The sequence below is a fragment of the Vibrio sp. 1731 genome, from assembly GCF_033339955.1.
GTDB lineage: Bacteria > Pseudomonadota > Gammaproteobacteria > Enterobacterales > Vibrionaceae > Vibrio > Vibrio alginolyticus.
In genome coordinates this window covers 1-15,567 of the sequence record NZ_JAWOVO010000014.1, presented here as the reverse complement: position 1 = coordinate 15,567, position 15,567 = coordinate 1, and the positions used below count along the sequence as shown (strand labels likewise).

16 protein-coding genes are annotated in these 15,567 nt (G+C 39.9%); 10 read left to right on the top strand and 6 right to left on the bottom strand.

Going from position 1 to position 15,567, the window contains the following annotated elements:
* Positions 1–167: 167 nt before the first annotated feature.
* The 6 genes from R7035_RS16095 to R7035_RS16070 are packed head-to-tail and all read right to left on the bottom strand — an operon-like array spanning position 168 to position 3,887.
* The gene (locus R7035_RS16095; RefSeq protein ID WP_025633992.1) at positions 168–944 is read right to left on the bottom strand and encodes a TfoX/Sxy family DNA transformation protein; all 777 of its coding nucleotides are present in this window, start codon (positions 942–944) and stop codon (positions 168–170) included.
* 6 nt (positions 945–950) lie between these two features.
* On the bottom strand, positions 951–1,829 hold the full coding sequence (locus R7035_RS16090; protein ID WP_025633994.1) for a hypothetical protein: 879 nt from the start codon (positions 1,827–1,829) through the stop codon (positions 951–953).
* Complete coding sequence (locus R7035_RS16085) at positions 1,826–2,446, bottom strand: DotI/IcmL/TraM family protein (protein ID WP_025633995.1); 621 nt, start codon at positions 2,444–2,446, stop codon at positions 1,826–1,828. The genes R7035_RS16090 and R7035_RS16085 overlap by 4 nt, the downstream gene beginning before the upstream one ends.
* Positions 2,443–3,132: a DotI/IcmL family type IV secretion protein gene (locus tag R7035_RS16080; protein WP_025633997.1), complete on the bottom strand. Its 690-nt coding sequence runs from the start codon at positions 3,130–3,132 to the stop codon at positions 2,443–2,445. The genes R7035_RS16085 and R7035_RS16080 overlap by 4 nt, the downstream gene beginning before the upstream one ends.
* A 9-nt stretch (positions 3,133–3,141) precedes the next feature.
* Positions 3,142–3,519, bottom strand: coding sequence for a hypothetical protein (locus R7035_RS16075; RefSeq protein ID WP_025633999.1), 378 nt, complete (start codon positions 3,517–3,519; stop codon positions 3,142–3,144).
* A gap of 5 nt (positions 3,520–3,524) precedes the next feature.
* Positions 3,525–3,887, bottom strand: coding sequence for a hypothetical protein (locus R7035_RS16070; protein ID WP_025634000.1), 363 nt, complete (start codon positions 3,885–3,887; stop codon positions 3,525–3,527).
* Between the two features lie 716 nt (positions 3,888–4,603).
* On the opposite strand from R7035_RS16070, the gene R7035_RS16065 reads away from it, so the two are divergent.
* From R7035_RS16065 to R7035_RS16020, 10 genes are all read left to right on the top strand, one after another.
* Positions 4,604–6,226, top strand: coding sequence for a hypothetical protein (locus R7035_RS16065; RefSeq protein ID WP_025634005.1), 1,623 nt, complete (start codon positions 4,604–4,606; stop codon positions 6,224–6,226).
* A gap of 1 nt (position 6,227) precedes the next feature.
* Positions 6,228–8,942 carry a type IV secretion system DNA-binding domain-containing protein gene (locus R7035_RS16060; protein WP_025634006.1) on the top strand — a complete coding sequence of 905 codons (2,715 nt, stop codon included), beginning with the start codon at positions 6,228–6,230 and terminating at the stop codon, positions 8,940–8,942.
* A gap of 59 nt (positions 8,943–9,001) precedes the next feature.
* Entirely contained in the window at positions 9,002–10,078 is a 1,077-nt protein-coding gene (locus R7035_RS16055) for a DotH/IcmK family type IV secretion protein (protein WP_025634007.1), read from the top strand.
* Positions 10,079–10,090: 12 nt separating this feature from the next.
* On the top strand, positions 10,091–11,731 hold the full coding sequence (locus R7035_RS16050; RefSeq protein ID WP_203347292.1) for a DotG/IcmE/VirB10 family protein: 1,641 nt from the start codon (positions 10,091–10,093) through the stop codon (positions 11,729–11,731).
* 52 nt (positions 11,732–11,783) lie between these two features.
* Positions 11,784–13,139 carry a hypothetical protein gene (locus R7035_RS16045; RefSeq protein WP_025767068.1) on the top strand — a complete coding sequence of 452 codons (1,356 nt, stop codon included), beginning with the start codon at positions 11,784–11,786 and terminating at the stop codon, positions 13,137–13,139.
* Positions 13,136–13,543: a hypothetical protein gene (locus R7035_RS16040; protein ID WP_025634011.1), complete on the top strand. Its 408-nt coding sequence runs from the start codon at positions 13,136–13,138 to the stop codon at positions 13,541–13,543. Before R7035_RS16045 ends, R7035_RS16040 begins: the two co-directional genes overlap by 4 nt.
* A 2-nt stretch (positions 13,544–13,545) precedes the next feature.
* Complete coding sequence (locus tag R7035_RS16035) at positions 13,546–13,932, top strand: hypothetical protein (RefSeq protein WP_025634012.1); 387 nt, start codon at positions 13,546–13,548, stop codon at positions 13,930–13,932.
* A gap of 75 nt (positions 13,933–14,007) precedes the next feature.
* Entirely contained in the window at positions 14,008–14,415 is a 408-nt protein-coding gene (locus R7035_RS16030; protein ID WP_025767067.1) for a hypothetical protein, read from the top strand.
* Positions 14,416–14,766: 351 nt separating this feature from the next.
* On the top strand, positions 14,767–15,282 hold the full coding sequence (locus R7035_RS16025) for an SMI1/KNR4 family protein (protein ID WP_203347280.1): 516 nt from the start codon (positions 14,767–14,769) through the stop codon (positions 15,280–15,282).
* A 34-nt stretch (positions 15,283–15,316) separates the two neighbouring features.
* The coding region (locus R7035_RS16020; protein WP_206937370.1) for a transposase at positions 15,317–15,567 on the top strand (251 nt) is incomplete at its 3' end.

Sequence of the window (15,567 nt, the reverse complement as noted above, 5' to 3'; positions counted from 1 at the left end):
TGAACGATACCTAGCTAACGTCACCATATGTTTTGTGGAGAATTACATACATTCAACATCTATTGCTGTTTGAAACTAACTAATAAATAGAGGCCTAATGAGCGACTGGTTACCTTGTAACTGATGGTTTAATTGCATGTCGAAAGAAACTAATGCAAGGTTATTTTCTAGCTGTAAAACATATAAGTCAGAGGGGCGTATCCTCTAATTTTGGCGAAAAAATTATAAGAATCAACTAAGCGTTGTTTGGTATCGTTAGATAAGTAAGGAACTTGAGTATCCTCTCTTAAGCAATGTAGCTGAAATAACAAGCGTACCCCTTTATAGCTCTTCGAGTTTCCACTTTTGATCTTATGGAACAAAACATTTAAGTCTGCCTTCCTTAACTCTGATTGCTTATTTATACCGATATCTTTTAGTGACTTAAATATTGTAGGACTGAGGCTAGGCATTGCCGATATATCTAAATCCTCACTTTGTTGTTGTTTTTTTATTGCTGCATTTAGCATGATCTTTAACTGCATTATTGTCTCCACAGCTTGCTGATCTGATACTTTTTCTGAAAGATAGCGCTTCATAAGAAGTCTTGAGGATCTAGAGCTATTGGGTACAGAAATAGGGTACTTTTTACATAGATAAAACCCGTATGATTCGAGTGACTCTAGTAATGGGGAGTCTGTTTCTTGTGGTACATAGATATTGAGAACACCCTCACGCTGGTTAGCTATCATGTATCCACAGTAAGTGAATTGAAACTCGCCAAATGAAGGTCGGCTAAAGACCCCTTCAATTGGCTGAAAAAGGTCTCTATAGTAGTTTGGAGCTTTTGCCAACGCTTTTTTAGTTTTTGACTTTCCTTTGCGTGATTTATGTAAATTTTTTTGCAACAAAGACGGTTGAAAGTTTCTCGGGTTAACTTGAAGCTCTTTATTTTGACTTTTCATGTTCACTCACTCGATATCGCGTATTTTGAAGATAGAAACAGGGAACTCTTTGTTGAAAGCAGATTCTCTGATCATCTCAACTTGCCACAAGGTGGGAGAAGAGACAGAAACTTTCTCCATCGTATAATGCATCTTAAGTTGGTAAATCCAGACAGCGCGGCTACGCATAACGCCGCTGCCAGGTACGGCTTCACGCTGAGCTATTGCTTTGTTCAAAAGTTTAATAGAGCTTGTGTCTACGTGGAGTAATGCAGAAGTCTGGTATTTCTTCATTATATTTATATAGTTACTTGCTCTTAGAAGCTCAATAAATATGTCTTGGGTGTCTGTTTCAGAGTCCAAATGGTTGGACTTGCACCTAGACAGTACTGTTGCTGCATTTAAGTAGTTCATTGAAAAACAGTCTTTAAGGCTATCAACTAGATATTCACGAACTAATACTTCTGACTCTTCTTCAGAGTAAGTTTCGCCAGGGTTTCTTTCTTGGTCCTTAGTCGGCAAGATATGCTTATCTGTGGGTATTGGGTATACAGCAGTATCACTTGTCGTTGATGCAATAAAGTAGTTTGTTGAAGTAATCTTTGTGGTATCTATGAACAGGTTCAAGGCGTATAAAAATGCAACAATAGCTAAGAAAAATAAAACCAGAGCGTAGTATGGAGATCGCTGGACAGACTTAAAATTGTCATAGATTAAATTATGACGTTTATCTGTTTCAAACACGGCATCGTGGTTACGGTTAACCTCGCTGGAGGGTATTGATTGGCAACTAAAGGTATCCCCTTTAACAAAGCTATCCTCAGTAGACTTCGAACTTTGTCTTCCTGTTAACGGAGTCTTCCCCAAAGCTGTACTAATAAAATTGAATAGGTCTTTAACGTTCATCTAAAAACCACCCTGTCGATGAGTAATGAACTTGCGTTATCCGCTCTAGGTTCAGGTAGAACTGTGTAGTGAGCAATGAATGAGGTTGTTTGGTCTCCTGATACCGATTGGACTGTTACCATTATCGGAACCTCAACTACCCAAACTAAAGGCTTACCAGGTTTGTTCTTTAAGGTAACGATAGGATCGTAAGGAACAACAACGTTAGCCTTACCTTCTGACATAAGAATCGCCTCAATCATAGGGTCAGTAGGATAAACATTGAACAGTGATGTGGCGGCTATTGGCGCAAAGTGCTTTTCAATACAGTTGGCATAATCGTTATCGCGTTCACCGTTCATTAGGTGTTGAGCGGTTTTATAATCGACGGTATAGCATGAGCTCACCATACGACGAAGAAACCTGACAACCTTCTCGTCTGTATAGCGTGGGTCACGTGATACAAAGGCCCTTGTGTAACCACCATTACCATCAGAATAAAGAAAAACTCTATCCGGGTTCCCTAATAGTTCTTCATTGAATTCGGAAAGTTTAAAAATAGCTAAAACAGATAAAACGATAGCAAGCACAAATGGCCAGTCGAATTTAAGTATGCGAATAAGTCGTGGAATATTCATAACCAATCAACATCCCAATTAGAAGAACTTATGATCTTAACTGCACTTGCCCCCTTACCCTTTGGCACACGTTGTAAATCAAGCCAGAAAGTTACATTAGCGGCCTGGTGCCTTTGATTCTGAATAGCCTCGAGCTCAGTTTCAGTTGCGTCTTTAACCTTCAAAGATTTTTTCATAATCTTGCCCTGAACTTTAACTCGCCATACCCAGTAGGCATCTTTTGTGAATCTTCCATCAATTTTCCCGTCAACTGTGCCACTGTATTCCATAAAAGGCGCTCGGGTAGGGTAAAACTCAATAATTTCTTTATTAGAGAAAATGGTTGATAAAATTTCTGCTTCTTGAACTGCGCTTGAGAATGACTTCCAGCCAGAAGTAGTAAAGAATAGTAATGCTGATTCTGTCATAGACAATTCATAACTATCGAAAGATAGAGAGAGTGTGTTGTACATAGCTTCAGTTACAAAATCCATAACTTCAGAGTCAGAAAAAAGACGGTCACTTAATGGGACCTGAGGAACTATTCGGGTAATGCCCTTATCGTTGTAAGTGGGGATCTTGTAGTAACCAGATTTATTTGTTGTAAGAGTGTTTAGTGCAAACTCTAAGAAATAGATAATGACCACCAGCACTACGAAACCAGATAGGAGCCCTCGATGATTCTTAATTACGGATGAGCGAAACATATCCTTCCTCTAATCCAAGTTACCGATGCGTACAGGCTTGCCAGTAGGCTCAATCCTTGCGTCATGGGAGGTAGCGCTGATATTTATTCTTTCAAGCAGGTAAAAATTAACCAGCGAACCAGTCAATAAAAGCAGGGTGAGGCCCCACGTAATTGAAGTCAGTGCAAGTAAAGCCTTAGTTGCTCTATTTGCAACATAAGGGTTTCTATTGACACCCAATTCAGCCAATTTCACACCCATTATTCTGCGCGCTGGTCTTGGCTTTATACTTGGTATCTTTTCTAGGCGGCTTCTGACTTCTCCTGGGATGGGAGAAGACCCTGCATGGATAATTAACTCGGCAGATTGGGTAACTGATTTAAAGCCAACAGACTCTTCGTTTTCCATTACATTTATCCTATTAGTTGTAACCTTTCTATTTCCTTGCGCAGATAGGAAAATTCAACACCATCAATCTCTATCGTTTGTTGGTATGACTGGGTTGAGCTTTTAAACTTTTCTAAAAGCTCTGTTAATTCAATGGAATCTGTAGAGATTGATGAGTTAACAAGGAAGCAGCGATCGAGGGTGTCCAACTCTGGATGGTTACTATCGACAATAGAGACAAGAATACTCAAAACAGGTTTGTAGCTATCAGCCGAAGATAGTTGTAACTCAGCAACACGGCGTCCATATTCGACATTCGAGATAATGCATAAAGTTTCTTTTTCTTTTTGAGAAAACAAAATGACGTTGCTTCCTAACAGTGACTCCAAACTACTACTACCTATGACATATTTTATAATCACAAAAATATATGTCTTTTACGGATGAAAAGCAATGCCATATTTTTGGTTGTTTGGTTGTTTGGTTGTTTGGTTGATTTGATTTTGAGGGTTGACCGAGATGTTAGATTTGGTTGTTTTCGTTTAGCTAAAACCATTCCATCCGTTGATAAATTTGCTATGATGTGAAAAATATATGCCTTAAATGGATTAAAAGCAACGGTGCAAAAATGTTAACTTTAATATTTCTACAGTATCTTTCATTACTCTTAATGCCTGTTTCAGGTGGAGTTTCTCTTCTTGCTCCGGTACTTAGTTTATTCGTCACATATATCGGAATGTGGAAACAGTTCAGAACGATACATCCAGTACTTAAGTCACATTTAGTAGGGCAAGCGATTGTCGGAGCTTCGGTCATATTTTGTGTGATCAGTATCGTCTTAACCTTCGAAATAACTCAAGCTATGCAATCGTTAACAGCTTCCGACAAGAACTTTTCGGCAAAAGTTTTAACGACTTTCGGATGTGTTGTCTTCCTCTATTACTACTTCGTCATAACCGTAAACTTTATACTTCATCGAAAAGGTCTAAGGGCACGGCTTGTGTTACCCATTCCATTGACCAAAGGAAAGTATGATTCTCTAAAAATGATTCTTAAAGAGCGACGTATTGATGACACAAACATAATTTTTAAGGATTCCTAAGTTATGAGTCAGCGTACGCCAGAAAAAGAATCAGAGTTGAATGCTTCAGTCGCCCTAGCTCTAGCATTAGCAATAGGTATGGGTTACGGGGTTTACGCGCACTTTTTCCACATACTTGCTTTTGTGTGGAGAATGCTAAAGATAGCTCAGATGTTTACATTTTTTGCTTTTGAGAACCTCGTGGTTGTAACTACCTCTTGGCTAACAGGATTTCAAGGATGGGGGTTTAAGGAGGGGCTATATCAAATATTAGAATTGCATTATACGATGATTACACCCGAGTATATTGGAGCTTACGACTCTATTTTCGGAAATATACTTAAATGGCCCTTCGCTTTAGCTCTGATCTACTTAGGTTGTAAAGAATATTCAATACGCTCTAAAACCAGAAAAGAACACAACGTTGAATCAATGATACGGGCTGCTTCCAAGGTTCATCCTCATTTAAAACGTATAGTACCGCCCAACTTCTACGATAAATTGATGGGATATTCCATTGGCTGGATGTTTCCTAAATATAAAGAACGTTTAGAGGGTGAAAACCCTTGTGACTATTCACATGATTACAATTTCGAAAATCGCTCTGACTATGAAAACCGATACGCTATGGGTGTATCTCCTTACGAAATGCTCACAGCAAATCCTCCTTTGGGTGTCACATTAGATGAAATAGAACGTGACAAAGAAATGCAAAAAGAAACGGGGTTTGTTAGCAATTTTAGGCCTATTTGTTACTTCTATTACTGCGAGAACCCGAAAGACTCAACAATAGAGTTTTGCTCTCGAACAGCGACTATCAGCTTAGAGAGGCTTCTCCTCTGTCCTTTACCGCAACAACTACATTCGGAAGATAAACTAGCACGGTTGTTTGATGATAATGGGAAAACCATTCCAATTGAATATGTAGATAAACAGGGTAATGAAGCGGATAAGTTTAAGAGAGGAGGAGCGATAATAGGTGGCTTTCGTCCAACAACTTTATTGAATGATGGCGTCCCTTACGCTGGCAGTATCGAAGACACAATACTTTTATTTAACGGTATTGAAAGAAAGGTTCTTACACAGCTTAAGGAAAAAATGGATGGAAAGACAACCCGTACATTCGAAGAAATCCTCTATGCAATGGTAACAAAGAAGCATGCTTATTCTACTACTGTAATCTGGGCGTTGATGCTTCTCTTTAAAGATGTAAACCGTATTGCAGGAAACGAGTTTACTTGGGTAACTAAGCATGACCGAAATTTAGGAATGGTATTGCAGTCTATCGGCAGAGAAACACCTTTCTTAGAAGCAAGTGGTACTCGCTCGCATTTTCTTATGGAAAGAAAAGCCGGATTTCGAATGACAATTCCAAGTGTCCTAGGAGCAGTGCAAGACCTTCACATTAATGCAGAGAGAATATTAACAGCAGGTAAGAAAGGAGAAGACCTCCTGAACATGGATGAGGATGAATTTAGTAGATTATTTGATCTCAGCGAGATAGAGAAAAAGGCTGATGGCCGAGAGAATGAGGCAAAACAGATTCTAAAGTCACTAGGTGTCGATATAGAAAAGGATGAGAAAGTCTTCAATGACCCTTATGAGGATATTCCTGAGTTAATGAAGCAGTACAAGGAAGTTGATTAGTATGGCCAGTTTTAAGAAGCAGTCGGTTCTAAACACAAACCCTGAACTGAATAACCCAGAGCTCTTTCATCGTGATTCTCGCACTATGTGGATGCGAATACAGTCAGCAGTAAATGTGTCATTTCCTTTATTAATTGCTGCATGCGGGATTGCTTTGTTTATGTTCCCTCAAAATGGGGACTTTATTTTTGCATTTGCAATTTGTCTGAAGCTTACAAACTCAAGAGAGAAGCATGAATATCCTTTTGACGCGCCGGAGTGGGAGCAGTTTATTTCAAAAAAGGAGTCGTTAAAAGACGCAGTTAAAGCTGGCCATCTTATTCCCCAGCGTAAAAGAGGAAACGGTACATTAATATTCGGGTTTGAATTTTTTCTACGTAGGTTACTCGTATCCAACCCGGATATGGAAACAAGACATACACTCGTCATGGGCAGTACGGGCTCGGGTAAAACTGTACTTATACTGACATTGCTATTTCAAGCACTTCTCCAGCCAGGAGGAACATCAGCAGTCATAGTTGATGGTAAGGCGGATATAAAATTGTTTTGGACAATTTTCGCTATCTTGAAACGATTAGATAGACTCCACGATTTGTTGGTTCTCAATTTTCTGACTCCCATGGACTCCTTAGATACTACTAACATGCACGACGACGATCGCATTTCGAATAACATGAATATTCTAAATGCGGGAACCCCTGACCAGATGAAGACTATAACCATGGGGTTAGGGCGTGAAACGGATGGAGGGGATAGCTCTTTTTGGGAAGGTCGTAGTTCTACTATGATTGGGGGAGCATATCAGTATCTTGCTTACGAAAGGGATGTGGAAGGCTTAGATTTAAACATCGAAGTGGTTCGAAACTTTCTTGTCATTAAAACTATGCTCAAAAAGGCAGCGCGAAAAGATGTGCCTTTAAAGTACCGACAACCACTCCAGCAGTATTTAAAAACCTTGCCTTCTATTAGTGATGCCATATTTGATATGACTGAGGAACAGATAGACAACCTTGATCTTAATAGTAAAGCAGATGAACAGCACACATATTGTGTGATGATGATTAGTGAAACCATGGCTGACTTGAGTGAAACCATGGGGCATATATTCGTGACAAAACTTTCGGAAGTAAATATGACGGATGTATGCTTAGGGGGGCGAGTATTATTAGTTCTGCTTCCTTCCATTGCCAAAAACCCAGATTCCGTTGCAGCATTGGGTAGGCTTCTATTGCAGGGATTACGGCCTATTTTAATGAGAGCTGCTGGCTATAAGCTACAAGGTTCTCGAATTACTACAGTAGACAATAGACCTTCCAGTGCTAGATATCCTGTACGACTTTTCTTTGATGAGTACGGAATGTATGCGGTTAAAGGTTTTTACATGATTGTTGCCTTGGTTCGTTCATATGGTTTTCACGTTCTTTTTGGAGCTCAGACAGCCGGAATGTTCCAGAAGGTTTGCGGCCGGGATGAATATGAAGCACTAATGGGCAACTTAAACAATAAATTCATTCTTAAAAATGAAGACCATGGTGAATCGTTACAGTTGGCGCTTGGTCGAACTGGCAAGGTATTTGGTTCCCGTCAGGATAGAATAGAGAATAATTTGGCTGGGGCGGTCCATGATAACGATGATGTCCGAGTAGAAGAAAAAGATACTGTAAACGCTAAGATGCTTGCTAGTGCTGAACCTGGAGAAGGCTTATACATTTTTGGTGGTGATGTATACCCATTCCGAGCATTAAAACTCGACTTCCCAGATGTAGAAACTTCTCGTTTGAACTATTTTGCTCAGGTGCTTGAGCCTTCTGACGATGAGGTAGAAACGGCTAAGAGGCAGCAGTTAGTAAAATCCAATGAATATGTTCAACAGGCCAACGATTATATCGATAGCAATGTCGAAATGTTGGAGTTCTTAGAGCTAAAAAATAATCTAACTGAAGTAAGAGCATTAAACCTCACTGAAAACATCTCTAAACAAATGATGATGGCTATTGGTTTAGGGATAATTAAAGAAGACGCAACGTTGATAACGGAGAGCGCCATTGAAGAAGTCGAAGAAATACGACCTGAAGAATCATCAGTAGATGTATTCGATGAAGAGCTTGTTGGTCTTGCACAAACAGATGCTGAAGTACAGATTATGGGCTCTATGGAGGCTTATAATGAAGAAGTTTCAGCCTTTAATGATGAGCTCGATTTTAATGACTTTGAAAACACCTATAGTGATGAGGATTGGCCAGAAGAAGAACACGATTTTGATTCAATTATGCAGTACAACAACTTCTATGCCGAAGGTCCCTTTGAGCACAGTACTAGCGAAGAAGTTGTTTCGCCACCAGCATATTTATCCACTCAAGATTTAGGTACGAACGAAGAGACCTCCGAAGTAGACCTTGCTAATTTTGACAATGATGCATACGGCGAGTTGGATATCGCTTATAACAGTAGATATGTTTCATCTAACCTATCAGATCCATTTCTTGAAAGCGCTCAGGAGAACAATAAAGGCACTATCTCTGGTACTACTATAGATATAAATTTGTTAGCTGGTTTAGATGAGCCTAATGCTGAAAGAGCCACAGAGGCGGCGATCAATCAAGTCAAGGACATATTGGAATATCCTAAAGAAGAACTCCAATCAGAGCCTCTCGGCGACGAAGAAGTCAGTGATATTGTAGAGAAAACACTACAATCGTTAGGTTTGTCTGAGTAGGGTTGTTTTTAATACACAAATGAAATATATTTACGCTTGTTAAACTTCAAGGATTACCAATGCACTCAAGAAACATCTCCTCTCTGAAAGCCTATTTCCGCTTAACAGTAAGTGCGGTGGTGTTGTCATTGTCGGCGTTTTCTCAAGCTAATCAAACTAACCAAGTTAGTCATGCTGCAATTGCGGATGCATTGTTAAAGAAATATGGAAGTATAGAAAATATATTGATTAACATGCGTGAACTTGAGGTGTATGAACAAAATGCAATTCAGACGTACATAACAGATCTAGAATACTCGAAACTCCAGAGTAATTACCAAAATAGAGACAGACTTGAGATACTGAGGGCTGAGAATAAAAAGAATGACATCATTAAAAGTGAGAAAATGAACTCCGACCCTGCTTTTATTGAAAGGATGCGTAAAATAGAAAGGCAGAGGCTAATTGCAGAAAATAAACTTTTAGTAAGGCCCCCGGAAAGTCTAATTGATACGATTAAATTCGATCCTTCACTACCTCAGGAGTTAATTTTGCAGGTGTACCCTGGCTTCCCTGGGTCTATTTCATTTTTCGACCAGACAGGAGCTCCTTGGCCTATTGTATATGTTAAGCTAGGAGCTCAGGGAGCCTTCGAGGCTGGAAAAACACCCGGTAACGCATATAGCTTGGAAGCTCGTTTACCTGGAGTAACTCATTCGGGCTGGTTTCAGCTGAAGGGTTTAGATACAACTATTCCTTTCATGATTAGTTCTGAAAAAACAGATTACTACAATTCTCGAAGACAAGTGATCATTCCACTAATTGGCCCGAACGCCAAGCCAATACAATACCGTTCTACTTCAAGTGTAGATCTTGATAAAGCTGGTCCAGAATTCTTTTCTTTTCTTTCAGGTACGACAACAGGTGTGCCTGGTGCCAAAGAAACTAAATTGCAAGGAATCAATGGCCAAGCCTATTTATATAATGAATTTGTTTATATCAGAACAACAGCCATTTTAAGAAGCAAAGGTAGCTCTTTGGTAAGAGAGGGAAGTGTCGGTGATTACAACCTTTACAAGCTTTACCCCCGTTCATTCTATTGGTTTAGCGATGGTCGACAGAAAGTAAAAGCGTTTGTGGATACAAGTGAACTATAAGGCTTCTCACCGATGAAATTAAAAAAAATAGCAATCGTTGTAGGTTTGTTTGTAGTAGCCGCCGGAGGGATTGGATACGCAATCTATATGGCTTCCAATCAAGTTACAGAAGACCTTTCGGGCAAAGGTGATAAAACAGCGGGTAGACCTGTCGTTAAAACTGACGATGTGATTAAGAACTCAACTGATGGGACAATCAGTGTTCCTGAAAATTCACCTATCGCTAAAGAAACCGAAGAAAGGGAGAAGAACGCGCGTAAACAGGCTGCTACTAATGGCGAGAGCCATATCAGTAAAACTCGCGTACAAGAATCAGCAACGGGACCAGATACAAAAACCGAAGTTGACAAGCCTAAGTCGCAGGAGGTTGATCCCCTGGGGCAAGAAGTTAAGTCTGGCAAAGATGCTGAGTCTAAAAAGACAAATTCAGATACAGAAGAGAATAGTGCAGGTAGAGACGTAAAATTACCGTTGCCTAAACAAGATATAGAAACTTCAAGCCAGCTAGAAGATCTCCGAAACGAACTAGCAACGACTAAAATGAGTTTAAAGGCTCAAGAAATAAAGAATCGAAACGACAAAGCCGATGCTGAGCGACAGCGGTTGATACAATTAGAAGCTGAGCGACAAAAAAAGATATCAGAAGGTGCACAAGCATTATTTTCAGGTCTCCCTTACGCACCAGATACAGGCGAAAAGTACAAAATCACTTATAGTAAGAAGGCTGACATTTATAGTAAAACATCACAGTTCGTTTTTGACCCGAGTGATGCAGAACAAGAAGTGGCCTCAGCATTGTATCGTTCTGATGGAGGTCAGACTCAAATGGGGATTCATCCTAATTATTATAAGAAAGAAAACACAGTTGGGTATACGGACAATGAAAAAGAAACCTCTAATGAAAAATATAGACAGCCACCAGTTGAAGTAGACCAAGAGTCTATAGTATTTGATGCAGGTGAGTTGGTTTATGCCCGTACCACCTTGCCTATCGACTCAGACATTCCTGGCCCAATCAGAATTCGTTTATTAACCGGAAAAGCAGAAGGTAGTATTGCGTTCGGTGAAATGGAGCTTATAGAACAAGCTCCAGGTGTTGCCTTAACTGTAACGTCTGTTATTAGAGATGGGAAACAAATCCCTGTAAAAGCTTGGGTATTATCTGCTGAAACTGAAAAGGCGCTTATAGAAGGTGAAGTAGACCACCATTACATCCAGAGGTTTGGTGGCATGTTTGCTGGTTTGTTTATGACAGGTTTTTTGGATTCACTCATTGATACGACAGTGACAACATCAAATGGGGAAACAACAACTTCGACAGGTGCGATTGATAATACGAGAGACAGAATTGTTTATAGTATCGCCAAAGCTGCACAAGGCTTTTTACCTATCCTATACGATAATGCGAGAAGACCTGTTCAGGTAGAGATACCGAAAGGTCAAACTATGTACTTATTGTTTGAGAATCAAGTACAAGAAACGGATGAAATTCAAACTCCGAATCAGAGCGATCTTCTCAAGATGATGGCGGAGCAAAATAGACTAACAGAAGTTAATTCCGAAGAAACTGACCTAAGCTCTGAAATTCGCAAATCGAATATTGGGCAAAATGTATCAATCCCGAGTGACAACAAAACTCGTTTATGGAATTAATTTAGATCTTTTATATAATACATTATTCAATTAAAAACAAGGAGCGATCATCATGAGCGATAACGAAGCTCAAGACGCAAATGCTGGCAAAGCGAATAAAAGCCAAAGCAGCTCAGCAAAGCCAAAAGTAAAGTTACTCGTTTATGTCGTAGGAGCTACTTTGCTTGTTGGTGGTGCTAGTTTAGCTGCACATAAAATGGGTTTGATACCAGATTTTGGAGGCCCTTCCAAAGTAGAAGAAATACAAAAGCTAGAGAGAAATCTTGAGCGTGAGATCACCGCTCTCAGGCAATCATTGCCTGAACTCATTAAGACTGAAATAGATGTGATTACTAAGTCTGAAGAGTTTGGTGCTATCACTGAATTACAAAGACAAGAAATCGCTCAATCAATCATTACTAAAATAGACATTCCTAGCAAAGTAAAGGATGAATTTGGTAAGCAAAAAAGTGAGATTGTGAAGTCAACCTCGAAAGCTGCGTCACAGAATATTACACAGACGATCAGTTCGACCTTACAGCAACAAATTGATGACTCAATTACAATGAGATTGAAGCCATATCATCAATTTAATTCTGCTCAAGAAACTTTTAACGTTAGTTTAACCAATAGATTGGATAAATTGGAAAGCGATGTAAATTCATTTGAAGGCGAGTTTGCTAAATTAAACAATAGCCTTTCAAACGGACATACGAAAGCAGCGCGAAGTAGTGAGCGTAAACGCTTAAAAGAATTCAACGTTGTGGATGAGATTGCTGAGGGGGTTTTTGCTGTACGTGCACCAGATAGATCCGATAACTCTCCACATTACATCACTCTTTACAAAAGTGAGCCGTTCAAATCAAAAATTGGCAACCATAAAGTCACCAACATTAAAGGTGAGGGAGAAGACGGAGTTTTACTTATTGGCAGCAAATACTTTATTGATAAAGAACGCCAGGAGTACACGCCGACTGAACTAGCCAACCTTCGACGCTCTCAGCAGTCTAAAAAGAAAGTTGTAAAACCTGCTAAAGAATCGATTACAAAGCCAACGGCAGTACAGGTTGCTAAGACTACCACCCAACATATTGGTAAAAATACAGAAGTAAATAGCAAAGTAGTACAGCCAACGATGGCAATAGCATCTAGCTCGACTGTAGTACAGCCAATAGAAGCGCCAAAAATGGTAGTTCCAAGTACGGGAGTAACATACAAGGATGGGCGAATTCTTCTTCCTGACTACGCAATGATCACTAAGTCGCAGGACCTAAACAGTGCGCTAGTCGTAAATCTTACCAAGACCTCTGGCGAAAGAACTATTTCCGTAGAAAAAGGAAAATACTACGACTTCATTGGAACTGTTAGAGAAATCTCGGCTGACGGAACAATCTGTTCAGATACTTACTGTATTGGAGCGCTTCGATGAAAAAGTGGTATTGGATGTTTGTTTACACATTATCCAGTAGTTCATTCGCTTCAGAAACGCATAACTCCACCATTGCAGATGGCGGAATAAATGTAATTAAACATGTTCGACTTTGGATTGCAGTTCTCTGGAATTTGAGAGCAGTACTTGGCCTCGGTCTTGTCGTGTTTGGTTTCATCGGTTGGTACAAAGCAAACAAAGCGGATAATGATGTTTCTGTTCTATGGCCAATATCCTTCTCAATAGCTGGCGCATTATTAACTTTCCACGGTGGTTTAGATCTAGTGGGTGAGGTATTTACCTTTAGTGACACAGTGGACCCAATAACACTCGACTCATCTGGTCGGGCAAACCTCTCTTCTAACACAACTTATATCTTCGATGAAGGAGATAGCACGGAGTAACTATGAATAAACTAACGAAATGGTCCGGTGCCCTGGGTATCGCTCTAGCACTAACCTCTGTAACTACGATGGCAGCCAATGAAACAAAGCTAGAGCAAGCTGCAAAAAACGTGGATGCAATTTCAGCTGCAGGTGGTAGTGCTACATATACCATAGGCTTATGGATTGGTATTGCAATGATTGTCATTAGCCTTGCAACCTGGGCATGGAATAGCCGAGAAAGCTCACCACAAAGTAAGGGCGTAGGAAAATTCGTTCTAATCTGTGGTATAGCAGGGGCCGCTTTGACTTTCCCAAGTGCTTACATAGCAATGTTCGGTGAGGCAGCAAGCATCTCAAGTGCTGATGAGTCTGTTGATTATCGTGACCTTCAAAACGTAAACAATTAGATAAACATACACAACCCCACTATCGAAAGCGTTAATAGATCGTGGGGCTAATTTTATCATCTACAAGGAACAAAAATGAAGAAAATACTACTTATGGCATCGACATTATCAGTTATTGCTGGCTGTGCTAATCAAACCGAACTAAGTGAACCAACAGTAGAGAACCCATCTTACCAATATCCTGGCATATCCAAGATATTATCAATTGATTATTTCGAAGTGGATAAAGGGACATCAGTTGCTCTTACGGAATATTTAGATAATCAAGATAGGTTTTGCTTCCAATGGGTTTCGTCAGCAAAGAAAGTAAATGGTGAAACAAAAAATGAGCATTCAATAGAAGCGAATATTTCTGTTCATTGCGGAGGATACGAGATTAGACAAGTTGATAATAAAGGTGGTGATTACGTTTCTACTGATATAAGAGCCGTTAACAAGTATAAGAATCGTGAAGGGTTATTCGTTCAAAATCTAGAGATGTAACATTTATTTTATTAAAATTCTAATCTACCAGTTTTACACTAATGCGCGCAACACGGTGATGAGCAGTCAAAACTCTCCGACCCAAATATGCCCATGAAACAGAGAAATTTAGAAGTTAGGAAACGGCTCTTTCTTTGCTCATACTCGCTCAAGTTAACCGCATTTCGCATTACCTCTAATTAATAGGGGTAATACGAGTTTCCTATGTTCCGCATAACTAGTACTCATTCTAACTAAGACTTCTGGTATTTGAGTTGGAGCAGTGCAGAAGAAATAGATTAATACCATCGCTTCGATTTTGAAGCTTATTCTTTCAAACCCGAAGATTACAATGAAAACGAGGGAAAATTAATGTTCGAGCAAGTAAGAAAAGAAATACTTAATAAAGCACCACTAGTTGCTGATGCGTTCTTAGAGCCAGCGTCGGAAGAAGAAATAAATTTGCTTCGCTGTAATGTGGGTAGAGAGCTACCACAAGATTTAGTTGAACTGTACAAAACATCTAAAGGGCAGGACCCCGAGAAGCAAGCAAATTTTGCTTATGGCGTCGCTTTACTCTCTATCGGACAGACCTCAAGCCTTGTAGAAAACTATAGCCATGATGGTGATGGAAACGTACTCAGTTATACCGATAAAGGTATAGATAAAGAGTATACCTTCGGCAAAAGTAGAATCCCAATTGCGGATGACTGTTCATCTTGTTTAATTTGCGTTGATTTAAGTCCAACAGAGGAAGGTAGTTTCGGACAGGTAATTCTCATAGATTATGACTACAAGGTCGCTTTAAAGCTTGCCGATTCTCTAGCTGAATTAATTTCTAACTTCAAGAAGGATTTAGAGCCTATCCCAAAAGGAATTATCGTATAATATAATGAATAACGATAATTTCTGAGGGCAACGTATGGCAGGCAACAAGTGGCAAATCAGTGATGAACTCTGGGAGAAAATGGCTCCTCTCATCCCGGAGCATAAAACTCACCATCCTCTGGGTACGCACCGCAAGCGGGTTGATAATCGCGCTGCAATGAACGCCATCTTCTTCGTACTCAGGACGGGTTGCCAGTGGAATGCGCTGAATGCCACCGGTATATGCTCGTCAAGCTCTGCTCATCGCCGATTTCAGGAGTGGCGGGATGCTGGCGTATTTGAACG

Coding starts and splice junctions, on each gene's coding strand:
- R7035_RS16095 (WP_025633992.1), bottom strand. CDS start 944: ATGAAAAGTCAAAATAAAGAGCTTCAAGTTAACCCGAGAAACTTTCAA.
- R7035_RS16090 (WP_025633994.1), bottom strand. CDS start 1,829: ATGAACGTTAAAGACCTATTCAATTTTATTAGTACAGCTTTGGGGAAG.
- R7035_RS16085 (WP_025633995.1), bottom strand. CDS start 2,446: ATGAATATTCCACGACTTATTCGCATACTTAAATTCGACTGGCCATTT.
- R7035_RS16080 (WP_025633997.1), bottom strand. CDS start 3,132: ATGTTTCGCTCATCCGTAATTAAGAATCATCGAGGGCTCCTATCTGGT.
- R7035_RS16075 (WP_025633999.1), bottom strand. CDS start 3,519: ATGGAAAACGAAGAGTCTGTTGGCTTTAAATCAGTTACCCAATCTGCC.
- R7035_RS16065 (WP_025634005.1), top strand. CDS start 4,604: ATGAGTCAGCGTACGCCAGAAAAAGAATCAGAGTTGAATGCTTCAGTC.
- R7035_RS16060 (WP_025634006.1), top strand. CDS start 6,228: ATGGCCAGTTTTAAGAAGCAGTCGGTTCTAAACACAAACCCTGAACTG.
- R7035_RS16055 (WP_025634007.1), top strand. CDS start 9,002: ATGCACTCAAGAAACATCTCCTCTCTGAAAGCCTATTTCCGCTTAACA.
- R7035_RS16050 (WP_203347292.1), top strand. CDS start 10,091: ATGAAATTAAAAAAAATAGCAATCGTTGTAGGTTTGTTTGTAGTAGCC.
- R7035_RS16045 (WP_025767068.1), top strand. CDS start 11,784: ATGAGCGATAACGAAGCTCAAGACGCAAATGCTGGCAAAGCGAATAAA.
- R7035_RS16040 (WP_025634011.1), top strand. CDS start 13,136: ATGAAAAAGTGGTATTGGATGTTTGTTTACACATTATCCAGTAGTTCA.
- R7035_RS16035 (WP_025634012.1), top strand. CDS start 13,546: ATGAATAAACTAACGAAATGGTCCGGTGCCCTGGGTATCGCTCTAGCA.
- R7035_RS16030 (WP_025767067.1), top strand. CDS start 14,008: ATGAAGAAAATACTACTTATGGCATCGACATTATCAGTTATTGCTGGC.
- R7035_RS16025 (WP_203347280.1), top strand. CDS start 14,767: ATGTTCGAGCAAGTAAGAAAAGAAATACTTAATAAAGCACCACTAGTT.